Below are 18,406 nucleotides of genomic sequence, written 5' to 3'. Positions count from 1 at the left end.
TCCCATGCTTCAAAAACTCTCCTGTGCCCAAAGCGCAACTACAAGTAAAGAGAAAAAAGCACTGTATGGTACACCTTACTGCGTACAGTTAATGAATAAATTGCAAGTCAGTAGGAAATCTTTCTTCTTCTGGTTCTGGATCATAAATGTAATCGCAGTCAAAACGCAGAGCTTGAGAGTGGCGACTGATAGAAAATCCGCAATTACTCACCATTTCTGTAGTAAAAGTTGCCATGACTAACTCAATAAGCTTTCTGTAGGAAATGTTAGGCAGTTGAACGTAATAGGTGCGTCTGGCAAAAAAGATTCTCTCATCTTTCGGTATAATTATGCCATTAATTCTGTGTGCGTGTTGAATCGGCTTGATATAGGTTTCAATAAACTGTGACTGATTTTTTTGTAGTCTCGCTAATCTTTCGTGTTGCAACCAGCTCATTTGAAACACAATTTTAATAAATTCAAAACCCAAAATGTAGTTAAAAACATTATTGCGTTCTTCTGTACTCAAGACGAAGCGGAGTGCAGATTCTAAATATTGGTCAGTTTCTCGGCGTGCTTGTTGAGCTGAGTGGATATAAAATTGTTTGATGTAGCTTCTTAAATCTGATTCGTTTAATTGTTTTTTGACTCGGAATCTGATTAAATACTCTTGGACTCGGTGTAGAGTATCTACATCTTCAAACATTTTTGAGACTAAACCGTCGGCTGTATAATCATCTAAAAATTCTGCTTGTAAGTCGGGAGTAGATGCACACAATATGTAGCAGAGGGACAAGACATAGCGCCGCTGGTTCCAAGGCAAGCTTTGGGCCCAATCTTTAACTTCTACAGGGAGTTTTTGCAGCACGGTATCTGTGTGGGGGTGTTGAGCAAGGTCGGCATCTTTATGTTTTTGTTTAATCATTGCCTGAAACCTTATATCAGTAAGTATACAGAGTAGTAGATCGCAGATGATGGGAGAGGGGAGCTGCGAGGGAGGGCTGCTAGTTATTCTGTCTTATTTTCTTGCCATCTATCTAAATATACATTCAGGAGGGAACAGAGGCCGTGATCTGTCTCACACTTTAGCGAGTTTTAAATCACAAATGCTAGCTCTTCGCATCACTTTTTGCGACTGTGAGTGTCACCCATAAAACTTATTCAAGTCACCGGCGCAACAGTGGGTTTCGTTGAGGATTAAATTGGGTGATTCATAAGTTTTTGTTAGTAATGATTACTGAGATCAATCAGGAACTTGACTACAAGTATTTTCCCGGAAAATCAGTGCAAAGACTTAACTTTTTGCAATGCTATCGTGCAACCAGTGCGACAGTGGCTCGATAGCATTGCAGTGGGGGAGCCATCAGTAACTCAGTGATGTGCCAACTTATACTCGCCCGATGTTCTTGGGAGAGAGATATTCAGTTATGGGGACACCATCTTTTCTACATACCGCCTATGTACAAGCTTAATCCTGTGTATGAGGAATTCAGGGGGTTACGCTTTCGCTCGCTCTCGTTTTTGGGCGGGGTCAGTCAGAACAGATACAAGTTTCCGACAAGAGTAGTGAGCAACCCAAAATTTTAGATCCTAGTTCCAACTCCCAGATGTATCTGTGGAGTAAATCTAAAATCGAAAATCGACTGAGGTATGCGCCGAAGATGTAACCCTGTACTACTGATTGAGGGGTGTCATACCTCGATCGCCCATTGAGCTCAATTATTTATGGGGTCTATCGCTCTGGTAGTTGCGAGAGCCATAATTTAAGCCATAATTGTTGATAATATCAATGGATGCCTCTCGATAGGAGTGGGTATCCATCGTGGCGCTTAAGGTAAAAATAACATCAAACGGTAGCAGCAAAAACAATAACTATAAAAATAGTTTAATAATCTACGTGGGATGAGGGAAGTGAATATGTTTAACGCAACTGAACTGCTTATTAAGGCTTTTGTCAATCGCCTCATTGAAGGCTACCGCCACAGTTATGGCGGGTTTAAATCTGACTATGGCGAGATTATTGCTTGGGTGGCGAGTATGGCTTTAGAAAATATTGCTAATAGCGATGCTCTTTACCATAATGTCGAACACACTATTTTAGTGACCTTGGTGGGACAGGAGATTCTGCGCGGCAAGCACATCCGCGAAGGGGGTGTTTCCTGCGAAGATTGGCTGCACTTCCACATTGCTTTGCTATGTCACGATATCGGGTATGTTAAAGGTGTTTGCCGGCAAGATAGAACAGATTTGGGACTGTATGCGACGGGAATAGGCGACCTGAAATTAACGCTGCCTCCGGGGGCGACGGATGCTAGTTTGATGCATTATCATGTCGATCGCGGAAAAATGTTTATTGACGAGCGTTTTGGCGGTCACAAACTGATTGATGCTGAGCTGGTTAAACGTAATATTGAGCTGACTCGTTTCCCGGTTCCTACAGATGAAGATTATCAAGATACGGTAAATTATCCGGGTTTAGTTCGGGCTGCTGATTTAATTGGTCAGTTGAGCGATCCGCGATATTTGCAAAAGATTGCGGCGCTGTTTTACGAGTTTGAGGAGACTGGGCAGAATCTGGTTTTGGGCTATCAGAATCCGGGGGAGTTGCGGGATGGTTATCCGAAGTTTTATTGGAATGTGGTTTATCGGTATGTGAAGGATGCGATCGGCTATTTGGAACTGACGCAGCAGGGGAAACAAGTTGTTGCTAATCTGAGCGCCAATGTGTTCCGGGTGGAGCATTCTCAGGTGCCAGAGTCTGCGGTGGCTTTAGTTAGGTAGGGTTTGTTTGGGTGGATGTCGGGCGATCGTTCTTTTTTGGGATAAGTAAGCCCACCTAAAAAAACAGAATACCCAAATCCTCGACTTCTTGTAGAAGTCGGGGATCTAACAGAAGAATCCTTATGCAAGACAGAATTCAGCAATCCTGTTGATATTGAAGCGCTAAATCTTCGATGAGTTCCACCATTGCGCGAACCATAGGCATTTTAGTAAGAATTTCGATCCAATACCACTGTCCGTTAGGATTGAGTTCGATAAAATAGAGGGTGTCGTCCTCATCGCGAATGATATCGAATGCACCAAAATTTAAACCAAACTCGTCAAGCATTTGATGAAGTTTGTTGAGGTAATCCATTGGCAATTTGTCGGGAACGTGAACGAGTTTATCCGGTTCGGTGACGCGCCAATCCAAAGTCACGTCTGCATCGTTGGTATGCTGGGCATCAATGCGACAAACAAAATTATGCTTACCAATTAATGTAACGCGATATTCTGCCTTCTTTTGAATGCGTTTTTGAATGAAAACGGGTGCCAATCGAATGCTCTCTCGAAATGCTTCAAGTGTTTCTACATCAATGGGGCGAGTATAGCAAGCATACTGCTTTTCATCATGTACAAATCCAGAATAGCGCATCGGTTTGACAATGCACTTTCCCTGTTCTCTCACAAAGTTGCAAGCCGCTTCGTATGAATTGGTGACGAGTGTTGGAGGGATGGTAATTCCTAGCTTGTGAGCAATTGGAATCTGATTTATTCGATGAGATGGCAATCTAATTTTGTAGTAGTTATTGACCCATCTAGCTTTTGGATATAGTCCAGAAAGAGAATACATCAAAGATTCTGTTTCTTCTAGACAATACTTAATTGCCCAAGCATCATCAACTTCGGGATAAACTTGATAATCCTGTGGTTTGCGCCACCAAATTACGCCGACATCTTGAACTTCTCTCAAGGAGTATTCAAAAGACAAAAAACTTTGACTGGGATTGCCCGAAGCTTGCCACTCATAAAAGTATTGACTTTTTTGAATAAAACTTTCTGAGTTCAATCGAATTGCTCGAATATTTGATCGTTGCAATTCCTTGATAACAACATCCGCATGAATATCAGCTTCCGAAGTCACAATTAAAAGGTCGGTCATAAATGAATCAATTGAAATAATGTTGACAATGAAAGACCTGTAATGCAAAAATTATACAGGTCTTTCAAAAAATGAGAGGGCGATAAAAATAATCGGTTAACCAGACAAAAATCTAGTCGTCCTCTTGCTGGTCATCATCATTCTCGTCAAACTGCCTAACAGTGGAGCCACTGCGATTACACCAGGAGCCACTCATGGAGGTGATGTTGGAGGTCTGCGTGGTGGGATCGTAGCTAAAAGTCTCCTCGGCGGTGATGCCGTACTTGGGCAAGATGCTCAGGTGCATCATCAAAGGATTTGCTTTTTTGTCTAGAGCGAGTTGGGTAGTCGTCATAAGTTAGTCTTTTTGAGCGATTGTTTTACTTTCACAATGCTACAGCTTGCCAATTAATTTGTATAGTCGAAAAAGGTCGGATAAAGTCGTATAATATAAAAAGTTTTGATAAAGCTTTAATCGTTTTTGTATTCAAGGCGAAAATAGTCGGATCTAGACGGTTTTAGTTCGATCGCTCGGATATTGTGAGGAGGCGCGGGTGAACGTTAAGGAAGCACTGGCTTTTGCAGATGAAGTGGTCTTTGCGAAAACAGGCAAGCATTTAGATGATATGCAAGTGGGCGTGATTGAGGGCGTTTTGAAGCGGCAAAAGTACGGCGATATTGCTCAAACGCTTAACTGTACTGAGGGTTACGCTAAAGATGTGGGCTACGAGCTATGGGAATTGTTCTCTGATGTTTTCGGAGAAGATGTTAATAAATTAAACTTGCGATCGGCACTGATTCGCAAGTCCAGGATTAGCAACGTTACTGGCAGCGTCATTAGTGGAAATCATGTTGCTCGCGGTCATGTAATCGGAGCGCTGAATGTCTGCACATCGCAGGATGAGTCGCCTGAGTTTTTGCGGGGAAAGCAGCGGGCGAAAATGGAGGCGATCCAACGCTTGCAAGCAGTAGGCTTGACCGATGAGCAAATCGCGCAATGCTTGGATCTGACGCTAGAAGAGATCCGACAAGTAGATTTGACAGAATAGAATATAGAGCAAGCGCTAATGGCTGATGGATTTCATTATCGATCGGCTCAAGCTTGGATAGAGCATCCGATATCTAGTTTTTGTAACTGGCCCAATCCATTTTCCTAATGGATTAAAATAATACTTAATTCACTTTAAAATAGATTGACCGTGAGATTCATTAACCCCAAAATCGAGTTTGCTTTCAAAAGAATCTTCGGCTCCAGCGAAAGCAAACCAATTTTAATCAGCTTTCTCAACGCCATGATTTATGATGGCAATCCCACCATCGCCGACTTAGAAATTATCGACCCGTATTTACCATCCAAAGTCTCTTATCTCAAAGACTCTTACCTGGATGTCAAAGCCAGACTTGCAGGAGGCGCAACTGTAATTATCGAGATGCAAGTTTTAAATATAGAATCTTTTGCGAAACGGGTGGTTTACAATACTGCGAAAACTTACTCAACTCAACTAATTCGCGGTGAAGGTTACTTTAAGTTAAAACCTGTAATTGCTTTGACAATTACTGATTTTGAAATGTTTGACAATGACCGAGAAGTAATTTCTCACTTTGTCTTCAAGGAGAAAAAGCGTTTATTTGATTATGTCGATCCAGAGATAGAACTGATCTTTATCGAGTTGCCAAAGTTCAATAAACAATTGGATGAATTAGAAACTTTGACTGACAAGTGGGTTTATTTTATGAAAAATGCTCCCAGTTTGGAAGTGGTACCGCAAACAATGGAAACAGTCTCGGAAATACAGCAAGCCTTTGCGATTGCTAATGAAACTAACTTGAATCCAGAAGAGTTGGCAGATTTAGAAGCACGCGAAAGGTATATTCTGGATCAGCAGGGAATCTTGCGAAAGGGAATTGAAGAAGGACTCGCACAAGGGCGAGAAGAAGGCAGAGAAGAAGGCAGAGAAGAAGGCAGAGAAGAAGGACTCGCTCTAGGAATGAGAGAAAAGGCTCTAGAAATTGCTAGGCAACTTCTCAATGTCCTTGACAATCAAACAATTAGTCAAACAACTGGTTTGAGTGTTGAAGATATCGAAAACTTGCGGGAGGAATGAAAGGAAGGGACAAAGTGCGATCGCACAATTAGTGTACCTTTTCTCGTTACCAGGCTTAGCCTGGTAGCGCAGGTTTTTGACGCTCTGGCTCTTTGATTGAGAATTACGCTAAATATTAACTCTCATCCACCTAATGCTTAAGGATGAGTCTGCCCTCTCTCTAAAGGAAGATTCCATTAAACGAGTAAATTCCGTATGATGCTGTAAAAGTCAGTCAGAGGGGAAAGCTATCTCCGACTCTAGCTCCGAATAACTGACCAATCTTACAATATAAAAAAATACATCTCATGACACCCGTCACTCCCAATCAAACTTCCTCTCAATACGAAGTTAGCGAACCCGAAGAAAAAATTGAGTCTCTGGTAGAAGAAGTTAAGCCAGAAAGTGAACTCGATTTAGAATTTCTCTACACCAGAGACATTGAATTCCGACAAGAAACAATTTATTTCATTGTAGTCGATCGCTTTTACGACGGCGACCCCACAAATAACGAAGGCCCCAACCCAGAACTTTACGATCCTGAAGGGAAAGATTGGGGCAAATATTGGGGCGGCGACTTGCAGGGAGTTATCGACAAACTCGATTACTTAAAAGATATGGGAGTTAGCGCAGTTTGGCTGACTCCACTGTTCGAGCAAGTTGAAGCATTATTTGTCGAACAAGCTGCAATTCACGGCTACTGGACTAAAGATTTCAAGCGACTAAATCCCCGCTTCATTGCCACAGGCGACAATCCTTCTATCAACCAAACACAAGAAACTAAAGATACCGTATTTGACAAATTAGTACACGAGTTGCACCAGCGAAACATGAAACTCGTACTTGATATTGTCTGCAATCACAGCAACCCAGATTTTAGTGGCAAAAAAGGGGAACTCTACGATGACGGCGTAAAAATAGCTGACTTTAACGACGATGAAGATGACTGGTATCACCACTATGGCGAAGTCACAAACTGGGAAGATGAATGGCAAGTTCAAAACTGCGAACTGTCGGGTTTAGCAACTTTCAACGAAAACAATATTGCCTACCGGAATTACATTAAGTCAGCAATTAAACAATGGCTGGACAGAGGTGTTGATGCTTTGCGGGTTGATACAGTCAAGCATATGCCTATTTGGTTTTGGCAGGAATTTAATGCTGACATTTTAACACACAGACCTGATGTTTTCATTTTTGGCGAATGGATTTACAGCGACCCTAGAAACGATCGTTCTGTGGAATTTGCCAACGAGTCGGGGATGACTATTTTAGATTTTGGTCTGTGCGTGGCAATTCGAGAAGTATTGGGGAAGGGTGCGGAGGCGGGATTTAAGTTAGTCCAAGATGTCCTGAATTTGGATCACCGCTACTACGGGGCGACGGAGTTGATTACTTTTATTGACAACCACGATATGCCGAGGTTTCAGTCGTTGAATCCCGATCCAGAAATGCTCCTGTTGGCGATAGGTTTAATTATGACGACTCGCGGCATTCCCTGCATTTATTACGGCACCGAACAGTACCTGCACGATGATACAGATGGGGGAAATGACCCGTACAACCGCCCGATGATGGAAAAGTGGGATACTGATTCGCCGATTTACCGAGCTGTGCGATTACTGTCGGGATTGCGGCGGCTGAATCCAGCTATTTCTATGGGGAGTCAGTGGCAAAAATATCTAACTCCTGACGTTTATTGTTACGTGCGCCGCTATCGCGATTCCGTGGTGTTTGTAGCGATGAATCGTGGAAATTCTGTTACAATTAAAGAGGTGGATACTGAGCTGCCTGATGGAGAGCATACGGAGGTTTTATCACGCCGTAAGTTTGAAGTTAAAGATGGGATGCTGTACAATTTAGAGTTGGGTTCGCGGGAAGTAATGATTTTTAGCCGCGTCGGAGAGCGAGTTAAGGCGAAAACTATTGTGCGGGCGCAGCTTAACAGCGTTAGAACTCAGCCTGGGGAAAGAATTGTGGTGATTGGAGATTGTCCTGAACTGGGGAATTGGGATATTAGTAAGGGTTTCCCGTTGGAGTATATCAATACTAATACTTGGTTTGGGGAAATTCCTTTTAATGAAAGTGCCGGGAAGTTGATTTCTTATAAGTATGCGCTGCTACGGGAAGGACTGTCGCCGCTGCGAGAAAATCTGGTTTGTCGCCGCTGGGTTTTAGTTTCGGAAGGGACGGTGAAATGGCGGGACAAGTGGGCGAGTGGACGGGAGTCTTAATAGTTTTGATTTGTGAGTTTTGAGTGAGATAGTTTTAGGCAATGAAACCGGGTTTGATGAACGAAAATGCTTCCTTAAGGCTTTCGATTATCTTTTTAAAACCCGGTTTATTTAGTAGGTACGTAACTGCTGTGAGATTTAATTGGTAACTGCAACTCATCCCAATTTACTATGAAGTTGGACTTAATATAGCTTCAAGGATATAGTCCCAACCACAGAGAGATAAAACTTCTTCATTCGTGAGAGATTTGATAATTGTATTTACCTGTTCTTTGAGTTTATCTAAACTCGAATAATTTTCTCACTTGAGGTCTTTTTTTGTATGTTCCCACAATCTTTCAATCGGATTCAATTCAGGACTATATGCCGGTAAATATATTGGCATTACATGGTCATGCCAGTCTAATAATAGAGCTTTATGGAAGCTACCATTATCCATGATAATTAGATTGAAACTCTCTAAGTATTTTTGACCGAATTCATTTAAAAACTCTTGAAAAGAGTTGTAATTAAGCTGAGAAAATTCTTGATAATATTGTTCACCTGTTGCTGGCTCTACGACTCCATAAATATAAAAATTTCCTCGTTTCCATTGCTTTTTGCCAATGGGTTTTACCCCCTTTAATGTAATCATTCTGCCCGGCGCATAGTAATCAATCCAAATCTACTCTCGTCCTGACACCATATCCTTACAGGCTTGGAGTTTCCGAAATATTTAATCATTACTTTTATGAGATCACATAGTTTTTTTTGAAGCTTCCCTGCACCTCTTCGTTCGCCTTGTTACTTTGGGGTCTTGGGACTTTCAGGTCAGCTTTCAATTTATAATGAACTAGGTCATGTACCACTTTATAGCTCACTTTAATTCCGCATTCTTTTTCTAGCCAGAGCTGTAATTTGCCCTAACTTGTTTCTCCCTGTGGTTCTTGCAGTTTTTTGATTAATTTTTCTCTAACTTTTGGTGGTATATGTGGAGTCTTTCCGGGAGCTTTTTTTATGCTAAGTAATGAGCGTAATTCCAGCTTGTTTGTAAGCTTTTAACCAACGATATATTGTTGATTCGTCTCGTTTCAACATCGTGGCTAATTCGGCTCTTTTTTGGATTTTTTTGGTGGCCAGCCAGTATAATACCAGTAATTTTTCTTTATTTACGGCGGTCGCATGACCTTCGAGTCGATGCTCTAGTTCCTCAACCGTTTGCTGGATTTCTACCTGAAGTTTGTTCGCCATATTGGATGTACTCTACTTTTACCCTATATTTTAGTGTACCTTCATAGTGAATTGGTATTACCTATTTTCGATCATGATAATTATAGCCTTTTTAGTCTAAAGACCTGGAATGTAACTATAGCATACAGTATCAGCCAAAGTTTTGACTCAATGACAGTCCAGGACGCAGACTCCTGTCTGTCATGGTGAACAAAACGCAGTCTAGTGAAGCATCGATCGAGATGCTTCGCTTCTATCAGCATGACACATAGGCTTTGCCTAAGTCCCGATCGCCCTTATGACTTGGGCGTATAAGTTGATCGCACTTGCAACTCCTTCAACTGCTTCTCATCCACACCAGACGGCGCATTTGTCAACAAACACCCCGCTTGCTGCGTCTTCGGAAAAGCCATTACGTCCCGAATAGATTCCTCACCAGCTAACAGCATTACCAACCGATCCACACCGTAAGCAATGCCTCCGTGGGGCGGAGTTCCATACTCAAACGCATCCAACAAAAAGCCAAACTTATTGTAAGCTTCCTCAGTCGATAAGCCGATCGCCTCAAACACCTTTTCCTGAACTTCCCGCTGATAAATCCGCAGAGAACCGCCGCCGATTTCTGTACCGTTTAACACCAAATCGTAAGCTTGAGCTCTCGCAGTTTTCAAATCATTAATATCGTCAGGATGCGGCGCAGTAAACGGGTGATGCGATGCTTCCAAACGCTTCTCGTCAGCGTTCCATTCAAACATCGGGAAATCTGTCACCCACAGCAGATTCATCTTGTCTTTGTCAATCAATCCCAATTCGTTACCGACAAACAAACGCAATCTATCCAAAGTCTTATTGACAGTTGTCGCGTCAGCCGCTGCGAATAACAACAAATGACCTGGTTGCGCGCCCGTGCGATCGAGCAATTCCTGTTTTTGTGCTTCCGTCAAATTATCCTTAATTGCGCCGATCGTATCAATTTCGCCATTATCCCGCACCCGGATGTAAGCCAATCCCTTCGCACCCGCGTCGCTGGCTTCCTTAAACAAATCGCCTTTCGGGCCCGGTTTAATCCGCACGTTAGAAATCGCATCATTCCCGCCGGGAATCGGCAAAACTTTCACAATTCCGCCCGCAGCAACCGCCCCGGAAAAGACTTTAAATCCAGAATCTTTCATCAAATCGGAAACATCGACTAATTCCATACCGAAGCGAGTATCCGGTTTGTCGCTACCGTAGCGATCCATTGCTTCAGCGTAAGTCAAGCGCGGAAAAGGACGAGGCAATTCTACGCCTTTGACACTTTGGAAAATATGGCAGACTAAACCTTCATTTAAAGCAATTACTTCTTCCACAGACATGAAACTCATTTCCATGTCCAATTGGGTAAATTCCGGCTGTCTGTCGGCGCGCAAATCTTCATCGCGGAAACAGCGGGCAATTTGATAATATCTGTCAAAACCAGACACCATCAACAATTGTTTGAACAACTGCGGCGACTGCGGCAAAGCATACCATTCACCGGGATTGACGCGGCTGGGAACTAAATAATCTCTCGCACCTTCGGGAGTAGCGCGAGTTAAAATCGGCGTTTCAATTTCCATGAAACCTTCGACATCTTCCAGGTGGCGGCGCATGGCTTTGACAACTTGGTGGCGAAGCTGCAAATTGCGACTCATACGATCGCGCCGCAAGTCCAAATAGCGATATTTCAGGCGCAAATCTTCCCGGACGCTTTCATTTTCCGCCGTCGCCACCTGAAACGGTAACTGTTTGCGAACCGCATTTAACAACTCAATTTCGTCAGCATAAATTTCCACCTCACCTGTAGGCAATTTCGGGTTGAGGGACTCTTCGGGGCGGTTGGTGACTCGCCCAGTAATTTTAACCACGTATTCGCTGCGTAAAGCCTCAGCCCCGTGATAGGAATCGGGGGTGCGTTCAGGATCGCTGACAATTTGCACAATACCCGATCGATCGCGCACATCCAGAAAAATCACCCCGCCATGATCGCGGCGGCGATCCACCCAGCCGTAAAGGGTGACAGTCTCTCCGATGTGTTCGCTTCGCAGTTCGCCGCAGTAGTAACTTCTCATGGTTGGGGGTTATGGACTAAAAATAATGCTTTTTGATTATAGCGCTTAGTGTCAAAACCTTTTATGAACAGGCAAGATGCCTGTTCCACAAGAAAATTCACTCTTTGTGGAACAGGCATCTTGCCTGTGCTTTAAAATGGTCTCATATCTGAGTTTAATCCTTCTTGTCAAAAAACGCCGTCAGTGCGTTCCATGCAGACTTAGCCGTCTCTGTCAAGCGAGTGCCGATCGACTCAATTTGCTTCACAATAAGGTGCCAATTCTTTTCAGCTTCCGTGTGAATGTGGTCAACAGCTTGTTCGATGCGATCGCGTTCGATCAATTTATTTTGTTCCACCGCTTCTCGCGCTTGTCGCACTGCTTTCAAATAAGCTTCGCGACTGACTTCGCCTGCATCTTGCACCTGCGCTTGCGCCCGCGTTTTAATCGCATCTACCACCAGCCAATTTTTCTCAGTTTCTTGTTTAATCAGCCTGACTGCTTCTGTGAATCTCTCGTGGGCGAGATCCTTATTTTCTTCGATCGCCGCCGAGGCCTTATTCACAGCTTTTAAATAAGCTTCGCGGGTGAGTTCGCCCGCTGCTTGCACTTCGGCGGTGGCGCGTTTTTTAATTGCTTCAAACAGCGCCGCAGTTTCTGCGATCGCCTCATCAGTTGCGTCGGGCATCTCTTTTTTGACGATCGCCGTCGTTTCGAGAGTTGCCTCTAAAATTGGTTCCTCGGTTACTTTTGGATCTGTCATCTCAATCTTCTCCTGTGGTAGTAAACATTTTCAAAAAATCTCACAGTCCCTGGGTGCAGACTTTGTAGGTGTAGCGCCAGAAGGAATTGTGGTCTTTTATACCGACTTTGTACCTGTAGCGCCAGAAGGAATTCTGGCATTTAATAAGAACTAGGCAATTATTGTTCCAGCTTTATCAACTTTTGTATCCGCGCTTACCTAGTTGGAATGACCTCATTTCTATTACATTATATCTACCAAAGTTGCTCTCGTGTGTAGGATACCGCCAGCTTGCAGGTACGGTTTAGCGCACTTAAATTTGTGATAAGTCTCTATAGCTAAAAAAACACACACTAATAAACTTGGTTTCTCAACACAATAAAACTGGCAAATTTAAGAGTTTCAATTTTCCAACTGCAAATCTTTGCTCTCGTCCGTATATAACAAGTGGTGACGCCTTTGAGCGTGCAGTAAAGATTGAGGAAATTCGTACTGAGATAAGAGGATATCTTCGAGCGCAACTTTCATTTGATTGGCGCAGATATCTGGCGGCACTTTGCCCATTCCCGTACCCATGCCGGGAATAGCGATAGTTCCAATGATATGTTTGACTGGCGTTCCATCCGGGACTGAGCCAAATTTTACGAGAGTCAAAATAGCGCGGGTTGCTAGATAAACATTTACTGTTTCTCTTAAAACTGTGGGAACGCGCATAATTGGTGCAGCTATTAAATAGGGAATTTCAGCATGATCGGTGTCTACAATTTCTGCCCTTCCTACTAAGAGTTCGCCGTGATGTCGAGCCTGAATTAGTTTTTGCAAGCGTTCAAGAACCTGCCCCCCAAAATATTCCGAAATTTCTAACTCTAAGCCGTCGTCCATGAAACCAAAACTATTCCCCGGACTAACAATAGCATCGCATTTCACATCAAATATTGAACCGTGATGTATCTTGACATTTTCCATACTGCCGCAAGTGCTTTCCCAGGCTCTAACTAAGCCATCGTCTAAGGTAGCCAGCACAATTTGCATAAATACTCTCTCTTAATTTTAATTGCGAACACCTAGAGCGCTCCTAAATGATTCCGATAAATTTGTAGGGGTAGTGCTACCCCTACTCCCCGTGCCTACCCCCTATCTATCGGGCAACCACGGGGAGTAGGGGTCGGATTGCCCCTACAATAATTATGAGAATGATTTAGGATTGCTATAGAGCGATCGCCAATTTAATCCTACAATACTTTACATAAGTCGGCTGAATCTAAAATTCATCTCAATTTCAACTAGCAAATCTCCAAGGGCTGTATGCTGCAAGACCCCAATCTGCGCCACCCGATCGCAATTAGTTTAGGTGCGGTTGCCGGCGCTTTGAGCCGGTATTATATCACCTTGTGGTTTGCCAATCGTTTCGGGACGGCTTTTCCCTACGGAACTTTTTTTATTAACATCACGGGTTGCTTGGCTATGGGATTTTTTATCACCCTCGCTTTTGAACGAGTGCCGACTATTCCGTCGGAAGTACGTTTAATGGTAGCAACGGGCTTTTTGGGAGCTTATACTACTTTTTCAACTTACGGTTTAGAGACGAATGTCTTGTGGCGCGATCGAGCTTACAGCATCGCCGCTTTTTACTGGGCAGGCAGTGCCATACTAGGAGTAATTGCAGTTCAGTTAGGTATGATTTTAGCACGAATTGGCAAATAGATAAAATCGGTTGGTGCAAATAATACCAGTTTAAGAAATAAATGCAACTGTAGGCAAACTATCCACCCATACAGCCTCAGTCAGTCGATTTGATCTCAGGATTGTGGACAATACCTACGACATCCTCTTATCACACCCTTAACCTAATACAGGGAAAGCTTTTAACGGGGTTGCCACCCTGTCAGGTTTAGGTGTGATGATGTGTACTGAATCGTGTTTTCCGGCTGAGGGGCTAAAGTCTTCAAGCTGTTTCCCTATATTGTTTTCAATTTACTCTTTCTCGGTTGAACTCACGTTTAATAAATAATGCTTATGGCCCTCCGATATCGCTGTTCTCAAAAGAACGGTTGAGGATTTAAACAGTGTTTGGTGCGTTTATCCTCGTACATGAGTTTGTCAGCCTTTGCCAGCAATTGTTCTAACAAAACTTCATTATTTAAATCCCCAAACTGCACACCCAGACTTATTGATATATAAGCTCGCTCGGACTGTTGATTAAAGCGATCTATATTTTCTTGCAGCCGAGCATGGAAATTAGTAGATAAATCACCCGAAAAGTTAGGAATAAATAAAGCAAATTCATCTCCTCCCAGTCGAGCTACAATATCCGCCTCACGAAAGGTTTGCTTCAATATTTGAGCGGCGTCAACGATTACTCTGTCTCCCATTTCGTGTCCTAAAGTGTCGTTAATCTTTTTCAAACCATCTAAGTCAGCGAACAAAATAAAATAGGGTGTTTGCGTGCGTCGAGCAATTTTTAGTTGTTGCTCTGCTAGTAAAAAGAAGCCTCGTCGGTTATATAATCCAGTTAATTGATCGGTCACGGATAGCTGCCTTACTTCTGCTTCTGCCCTCAGACGTTCTTGGATTTCGTGTTCTAAACGTTGATTTTGTTCGAGCAGTTGTTGGCGTTGCTGTTGGATGAGTAATTGATTTTTTACTCGCATCAGCACTTCCTGCTCTTGAAAGGGTTTGGTAATATAGTCTACACCACCCAGTTCAAAGGCTCGTACCTTGTTTTCCAGTCGTTCGAGCGCACTGATAAAAATAACCGGTATCTGAGCAGTCGCTTCCGATGCTTTTAACTTTTGGCAGACTTCGTACCCATTCATCTCCGGCATATTGATGTCAAGTAAAATTAGACTCGGTGGGTCGCGATGAACACCTTGGAGTGCCATTCTGCCGTTGAGCGCTTTACGAACCATATAGCCCTGTGACTCTAGAATTTTGGCTAACAAGCGCAAATTGTCTGGGGTATCATCCACGATGAGAATATTCGTTTGGGCGGCAAGTTTGAATAAAGCTGTCATGGTCTTTTTCCTAAATCTGGGTGAGAGTTGCGATCGCTTCAAGCTGAAAGTTATCGACCAGAGATGTCATCGCCTCGATGAAATCTTGTTTCTCCTTGGGAATTTGAGCGATAAGTTCATAAAGCTTATTATCACTAAGATCGAGTGCTGCTTCATGAACTTCTGCAATCCACTTGGTGGGCATGGTTTTCACGTCGGGAGTAAATATCTTTGGTGGCGAAGCTGATGAGTCTGGTGAATTTTTTTCGGCGTAGCAGTAGCGGACGCCCAAGTGATGAGCTATTTTGTCGAAAAGTGTGCCTTCAGTAAACGGCTTGGCAATGTAGTCATCGCAACCGACTTGCAGGCTGGCGATACGATCGTCCTCAAAAGCATAGGCAGTGAGGGCAATTATGCGTGTAATTTGTCTTTTGTCCTGTGAGATTTGCCCTGAGTTATCTGCTGATGACTCATGACTCATGACTAATGACTGTTGTGCTCGAATCTGTGTCGTCGCTTCATAACCATCCATGACAGGCATTTGAATGTCCATCAAAATCAGGTCAGGGTGCCATGTTTGCCAACGATCGATCGCCTCTGCCCCATTCTCCACCGCACACACATCAAACCCAACTGACTCCAGCAGCGTCACCAGCAGTTGCCGATTTTCTGGAACGTCTTCTACTACTAGAATTCGGTAGATAGGTTGCCCAGGTTCGATCGCGATAATCCGATCGCTAATTTCAGGTTCCTCTACATCAACGGACTCTGGTAGTTCCAAAACGACTTGGCAGGTAAAAGTCGAGCCTCGATCCAGGGTGCTTCGCACGGTGATATCGCCTCCCATCAGACGCGCAAACTCACGACTGATAGACAGTCCTAAACCTGTTCCTCGATCGTGACGATCGCGATTGGTTTGCATGAAAGCCTCAAAAATTGATTCTAAATCTGAGGGAGAAATGCCAGATCCGGTATCCTCAACTTCGAGACACAGGGTAATAGTTGGTTTAATATCGGATGGATTAGTGGGGCGATCGCGATTTGTACCGGATGGCATATCATCTGATGAAAAAGCTCGTCCGCGCAGGGCTATGCTTCCTGTTGTTGTAAATTTGATCGCGTTCCCCAGCAGATTAATCAAGATTTGGCGAAGTTTTGCTTGATCGCCACAGACATAACGCGGGACAGTAGCATCCCACTCGCTGCTCAAATATAACCCTTTCTCAGACGCTTTGAGGGTGAACATCTCGTTAATAGAACCCAGTAGTCGATGCAGATTAAAACAGCTTGTACTCAGTACCAATTGCCCTGCTTCAATCCTAGACATTTGCAAAACATCGTCGATCAATGTCAGCAGGTGTTCTCCACTACGGGTAATGATGCCTAAATGCTCTTGAAATTCTTCTGGGATATAGGGGCTGCGGTTCATAAGCTGGGTAAATCCCAGAATGGCGTTGAGTGGCGTTCTGAGCTCGTGGCTCATGTTGGCAAGGAACTGGCTTTTGGCCCGGTTGGCTATGGCGGCCCTTTCTGCAGCGTGTTCTAGGGCAGCTTGCGAAAATTCTAACACCGCCAGCATGAGGATATGTCTCATTTCGGCGGCCGCTTCTAACTCTGCAATCTGCCACGGATAAGACATCTCCCGCACTGTCTCTTGCCACAGTTCAAAGGATTTGCGGGGACACAGGTGCATTTTTCCAATTTCGTCGATCGAGACAGCATCCTGTGGATTACCTGCCCAGTTTACGGTTTGAATTTGCTCTGGTCGGAACCAAAGGATGTGGTATGACTTTTGTTTGGCGTAGCATAGCAAGATTGAGATTGCTAAAACACCGCTAGCTCGCTCTTTGAATTGCTTGGCTTGGGGATACAACTGAGACAAAGAAGCTGTTGCAAACACTCGTTCTTTGTTCTGTTGCAGCAACCACTGCACGAGTTCGTCAACCTCAGCTTCAGATGGTGTTTGACCCACCAATGTCAGACGACCATCGAGCAGAATTGCAGCTCCATGAGCATGAACTAAATCTAGCAATTGAGAAGCATTTTCGGTCAATACCTGTTCGATAAAATTAGAATCTCGCCGGAATGCCTGCTGAAGTTGATCCTGAATAGTTTTCGCCTGCGATCTGTAAACCTTCAATTCTCCCTCTTGCTGATGCACCAGTTCGATCGAGGCAAATTGTCCTAAAAATTCACAGGTTTTGCGAGTTTCGTAATCTACCAATCGCGGGCTGTAATGGTGACAGGCAATTAATCCCCACAGGCGCCGATCGTCAATTAACGAAATCGTCAGTGTCCCAGCAACTCCCATATTCTGCAAATATTCAATGTGGTAGGGAGATACTCCCCTTAACACACAAGCACTTAGATCCTGGGGCGTATTGGTTACGGGATGGTTGGTGGGAATTAGGCGAGCCGGGGTGTAATTGATATTGGGAATTTGGCGAACCCAATTTCTGTAAAACAATTTGCGGGCGGGTACGGGAATATCGATCGCCGGGTAATGCAACCCCAAGTAGCTTTCTAGATAGCTTTCTTTCTCTTCAGCAATCACCACCCCATGGTCATCGGCTTCAAAGCGATAAATCATCACGCGATCGAACCCGGTCAGGGCTTTCACTTCTCTAGCAATGGTTTGAGCTAAATCAGAAAGACCGAGCGCAGTGCGAAAGTTGAGGATAACTGTTTGCAGACGATGATAAAAATCGATTGAATGATTATTTTCAATCGTCAATTGGGGTTCGAGTTCCAGAATCAACTCATCTGGTAGCTGATGCAGTGTGCTTCTATATCTTTGAATCGTGCCGTCTTTGAGAGGGATTTTTAGATCGAAACCCTTATCAATGTTTAGTTGTTCTTGAGCTAGACACCTAACAATTTCTTGTACTCGATCGTGACCCAATAACCCTGGCAATGGCTGACCTAGCAATTCTTCTGCCGAGATCCCAAAAAACTGTTCTACATTTTCACTTACTTGTAAAATATTGAGGCTTTTTTCTTGCATCAATAAAACGATTCCGTGTGGCTGAATATGACCGGGAGCATACACGGATTCTTCACTGCATTCCTCTAAACTTGTTAAAGTTAAAGGAGGAATTTGGGAGAATTTGGTAATTTTATGAGGCATTTTAGAGCAGTAATTTTCAATAAAAATTAAGGAGGTTTTGTTCGAGAATTACAACTAACTACAGCGTA

16 protein-coding genes and 1 pseudogene are annotated in these 18,406 nt (G+C 43.6%); 6 read left to right on the top strand and 11 right to left on the bottom strand.

Annotated features, from left to right (window positions below; genetic code table 11):
- Window positions 1-88 precede the first annotated feature (88 nt).
- Entirely contained in the window at window positions 89-904 is an 816-nt protein-coding gene (locus QUB24_RS04685; protein ID WP_333151137.1) for a cobyrinic acid a,c-diamide synthase, read from the bottom strand.
- A gap of 452 nt (window positions 905-1,356) precedes the next feature.
- Between QUB24_RS04685 and QUB24_RS04680 the strand changes: the two genes are divergently transcribed.
- Window positions 1,357-1,566, top strand: a complete 210-nt coding sequence (locus tag QUB24_RS04680; RefSeq protein ID WP_333151135.1) for a Mo-dependent nitrogenase C-terminal domain-containing protein — start codon at window positions 1,357-1,359, stop codon at window positions 1,564-1,566.
- A gap of 330 nt (window positions 1,567-1,896) precedes the next feature.
- The gene (locus tag QUB24_RS04675) at window positions 1,897-2,760 is read left to right on the top strand and encodes an Npun_R2479 family HD domain-containing metalloprotein (RefSeq protein ID WP_333151133.1); all 864 of its coding nucleotides are present in this window, start codon (window positions 1,897-1,899) and stop codon (window positions 2,758-2,760) included.
- A gap of 136 nt (window positions 2,761-2,896) precedes the next feature.
- On the opposite strand, the gene QUB24_RS04670 is transcribed toward QUB24_RS04675, so the two are convergent.
- Complete coding sequence (locus QUB24_RS04670) at window positions 2,897-3,901, bottom strand: MvdC/MvdD family ATP grasp protein (protein ID WP_333151131.1); 1,005 nt, start codon at window positions 3,899-3,901, stop codon at window positions 2,897-2,899.
- A 112-nt stretch (window positions 3,902-4,013) separates the two neighbouring features.
- A complete protein-coding gene (locus QUB24_RS04665; RefSeq protein ID WP_333054024.1) occupies window positions 4,014-4,235 on the bottom strand; it encodes a hypothetical protein in 222 nt (73 codons plus the stop codon).
- A gap of 199 nt (window positions 4,236-4,434) precedes the next feature.
- Here QUB24_RS04665 and QUB24_RS04660 point away from each other — a divergent pair, with 199 nt between their 5' ends.
- From QUB24_RS04660 to QUB24_RS04650, 3 genes are all read left to right on the top strand, one after another.
- A complete protein-coding gene (locus QUB24_RS04660; protein WP_333151129.1) occupies window positions 4,435-4,929 on the top strand; it encodes a hypothetical protein in 495 nt (164 codons plus the stop codon).
- Window positions 4,930-5,079: 150 nt separating this feature from the next.
- Entirely contained in the window at window positions 5,080-5,985 is a 906-nt protein-coding gene (locus tag QUB24_RS04655) for an Rpn family recombination-promoting nuclease/putative transposase (protein WP_333151126.1), read from the top strand.
- Window positions 5,986-6,272: 287 nt separating this feature from the next.
- Window positions 6,273-8,198 (top strand): alpha-amylase family glycosyl hydrolase, encoded by a 1,926-nt coding sequence (locus tag QUB24_RS04650; protein ID WP_333151124.1) that lies wholly within the window; start codon window positions 6,273-6,275, stop codon window positions 8,196-8,198.
- Between the two features lie 301 nt (window positions 8,199-8,499).
- On the opposite strand, the gene QUB24_RS04645 is transcribed toward QUB24_RS04650, so the two are convergent.
- The 6 genes and pseudogenes from QUB24_RS04645 to QUB24_RS04625 all read right to left on the bottom strand — a co-directional run bounded on the left by QUB24_RS04645 (window position 8,500) and on the right by QUB24_RS04625 (window position 13,250).
- Complete coding sequence (locus QUB24_RS04645) at window positions 8,500-8,832, bottom strand: transposase (protein WP_333151122.1); 333 nt, start codon at window positions 8,830-8,832, stop codon at window positions 8,500-8,502.
- Window positions 8,833-8,926: 94 nt separating this feature from the next.
- Window positions 8,927-9,082 (bottom strand): annotated as a pseudogene (locus QUB24_RS33545) (helix-turn-helix domain-containing protein); the annotation flags it as partial.
- 115 nt (window positions 9,083-9,197) lie between these two features.
- Entirely contained in the window at window positions 9,198-9,428 is a 231-nt protein-coding gene (locus tag QUB24_RS04640; RefSeq protein WP_333151120.1) for a helix-turn-helix domain-containing protein, read from the bottom strand.
- 275 nt (window positions 9,429-9,703) lie between these two features.
- Window positions 9,704-11,497 carry an aspartate--tRNA ligase gene (gene aspS, locus QUB24_RS04635; protein ID WP_333151118.1) on the bottom strand — a complete coding sequence of 598 codons (1,794 nt, stop codon included), beginning with the start codon at window positions 11,495-11,497 and terminating at the stop codon, window positions 9,704-9,706.
- 154 nt (window positions 11,498-11,651) lie between these two features.
- The gene (locus QUB24_RS04630) at window positions 11,652-12,239 is read right to left on the bottom strand and encodes a hypothetical protein (RefSeq protein WP_333151116.1); all 588 of its coding nucleotides are present in this window, start codon (window positions 12,237-12,239) and stop codon (window positions 11,652-11,654) included.
- Window positions 12,240-12,620: 381 nt separating this feature from the next.
- Window positions 12,621-13,250, bottom strand: a complete 630-nt coding sequence (locus tag QUB24_RS04625) for a macro domain-containing protein (RefSeq protein ID WP_333151114.1) — start codon at window positions 13,248-13,250, stop codon at window positions 12,621-12,623.
- A gap of 273 nt (window positions 13,251-13,523) precedes the next feature.
- Here QUB24_RS04625 and crcB point away from each other — a divergent pair, with 273 nt between their 5' ends.
- Window positions 13,524-13,922: a fluoride efflux transporter CrcB gene (crcB, locus tag QUB24_RS04620; RefSeq protein WP_333151111.1), complete on the top strand. Its 399-nt coding sequence runs from the start codon at window positions 13,524-13,526 to the stop codon at window positions 13,920-13,922.
- A gap of 335 nt (window positions 13,923-14,257) precedes the next feature.
- On the opposite strand, the gene QUB24_RS04615 is transcribed toward crcB, so the two are convergent.
- Together QUB24_RS04615 and QUB24_RS04610 are read right to left on the bottom strand one after the other, a co-directional pair.
- A complete protein-coding gene (locus tag QUB24_RS04615) occupies window positions 14,258-15,232 on the bottom strand; it encodes a diguanylate cyclase (RefSeq protein WP_333151109.1) in 975 nt (324 codons plus the stop codon).
- A gap of 10 nt (window positions 15,233-15,242) precedes the next feature.
- Window positions 15,243-18,338 (bottom strand): response regulator, encoded by a 3,096-nt coding sequence (locus tag QUB24_RS04610; protein ID WP_333151107.1) that lies wholly within the window; start codon window positions 18,336-18,338, stop codon window positions 15,243-15,245.
- Window positions 18,339-18,406: the final 68 nt, after the last annotated feature.

Source organism: Microcoleus sp. B9-D4, from assembly GCF_036705105.1.
In the GTDB taxonomy this organism is placed as follows: Bacteria; Cyanobacteriota; Cyanobacteriia; order Cyanobacteriales; family Microcoleaceae; genus Microcoleus.
The sequence above is the reverse complement of the archived record's forward strand: the minus strand, read 5'-3'. Positions and strand labels throughout refer to the sequence as shown.

Bases quoted from the DNA above. Each gene is read 5' to 3' on its own strand.
- QUB24_RS04675 (WP_333151133.1), top strand. From the start codon at position 1,897: ATGTTTAACGCAACTGAACTGCTTATTAAGGCTTTTGTCAATCGCCTC.
- QUB24_RS04680 (WP_333151135.1), top strand. From the start codon at position 1,357: ATGTGCCAACTTATACTCGCCCGATGTTCTTGGGAGAGAGATATTCAG.
- QUB24_RS04670 (WP_333151131.1), bottom strand. From the start codon at position 3,901: ATGACCGACCTTTTAATTGTGACTTCGGAAGCTGATATTCATGCGGAT.
- QUB24_RS04640 (WP_333151120.1), bottom strand. From the start codon at position 9,428: ATGGCGAACAAACTTCAGGTAGAAATCCAGCAAACGGTTGAGGAACTA.
- QUB24_RS04630 (WP_333151116.1), bottom strand. From the start codon at position 12,239: ATGACAGATCCAAAAGTAACCGAGGAACCAATTTTAGAGGCAACTCTC.
- QUB24_RS04625 (WP_333151114.1), bottom strand. From the start codon at position 13,250: ATGCAAATTGTGCTGGCTACCTTAGACGATGGCTTAGTTAGAGCCTGG.
- aspS (WP_333151118.1), bottom strand. From the start codon at position 11,497: ATGAGAAGTTACTACTGCGGCGAACTGCGAAGCGAACACATCGGAGAG.
- QUB24_RS04645 (WP_333151122.1), bottom strand. From the start codon at position 8,832: ATGATTACATTAAAGGGGGTAAAACCCATTGGCAAAAAGCAATGGAAA.
- QUB24_RS04665 (WP_333054024.1), bottom strand. From the start codon at position 4,235: ATGACGACTACCCAACTCGCTCTAGACAAAAAAGCAAATCCTTTGATG.
- QUB24_RS04650 (WP_333151124.1), top strand. From the start codon at position 6,273: ATGACACCCGTCACTCCCAATCAAACTTCCTCTCAATACGAAGTTAGC.
- QUB24_RS04610 (WP_333151107.1), bottom strand. From the start codon at position 18,338: ATGCCTCATAAAATTACCAAATTCTCCCAAATTCCTCCTTTAACTTTA.
- crcB (WP_333151111.1), top strand. From the start codon at position 13,524: ATGCTGCAAGACCCCAATCTGCGCCACCCGATCGCAATTAGTTTAGGT.
- QUB24_RS04685 (WP_333151137.1), bottom strand. From the start codon at position 904: ATGATTAAACAAAAACATAAAGATGCCGACCTTGCTCAACACCCCCAC.
- QUB24_RS04615 (WP_333151109.1), bottom strand. From the start codon at position 15,232: ATGACAGCTTTATTCAAACTTGCCGCCCAAACGAATATTCTCATCGTG.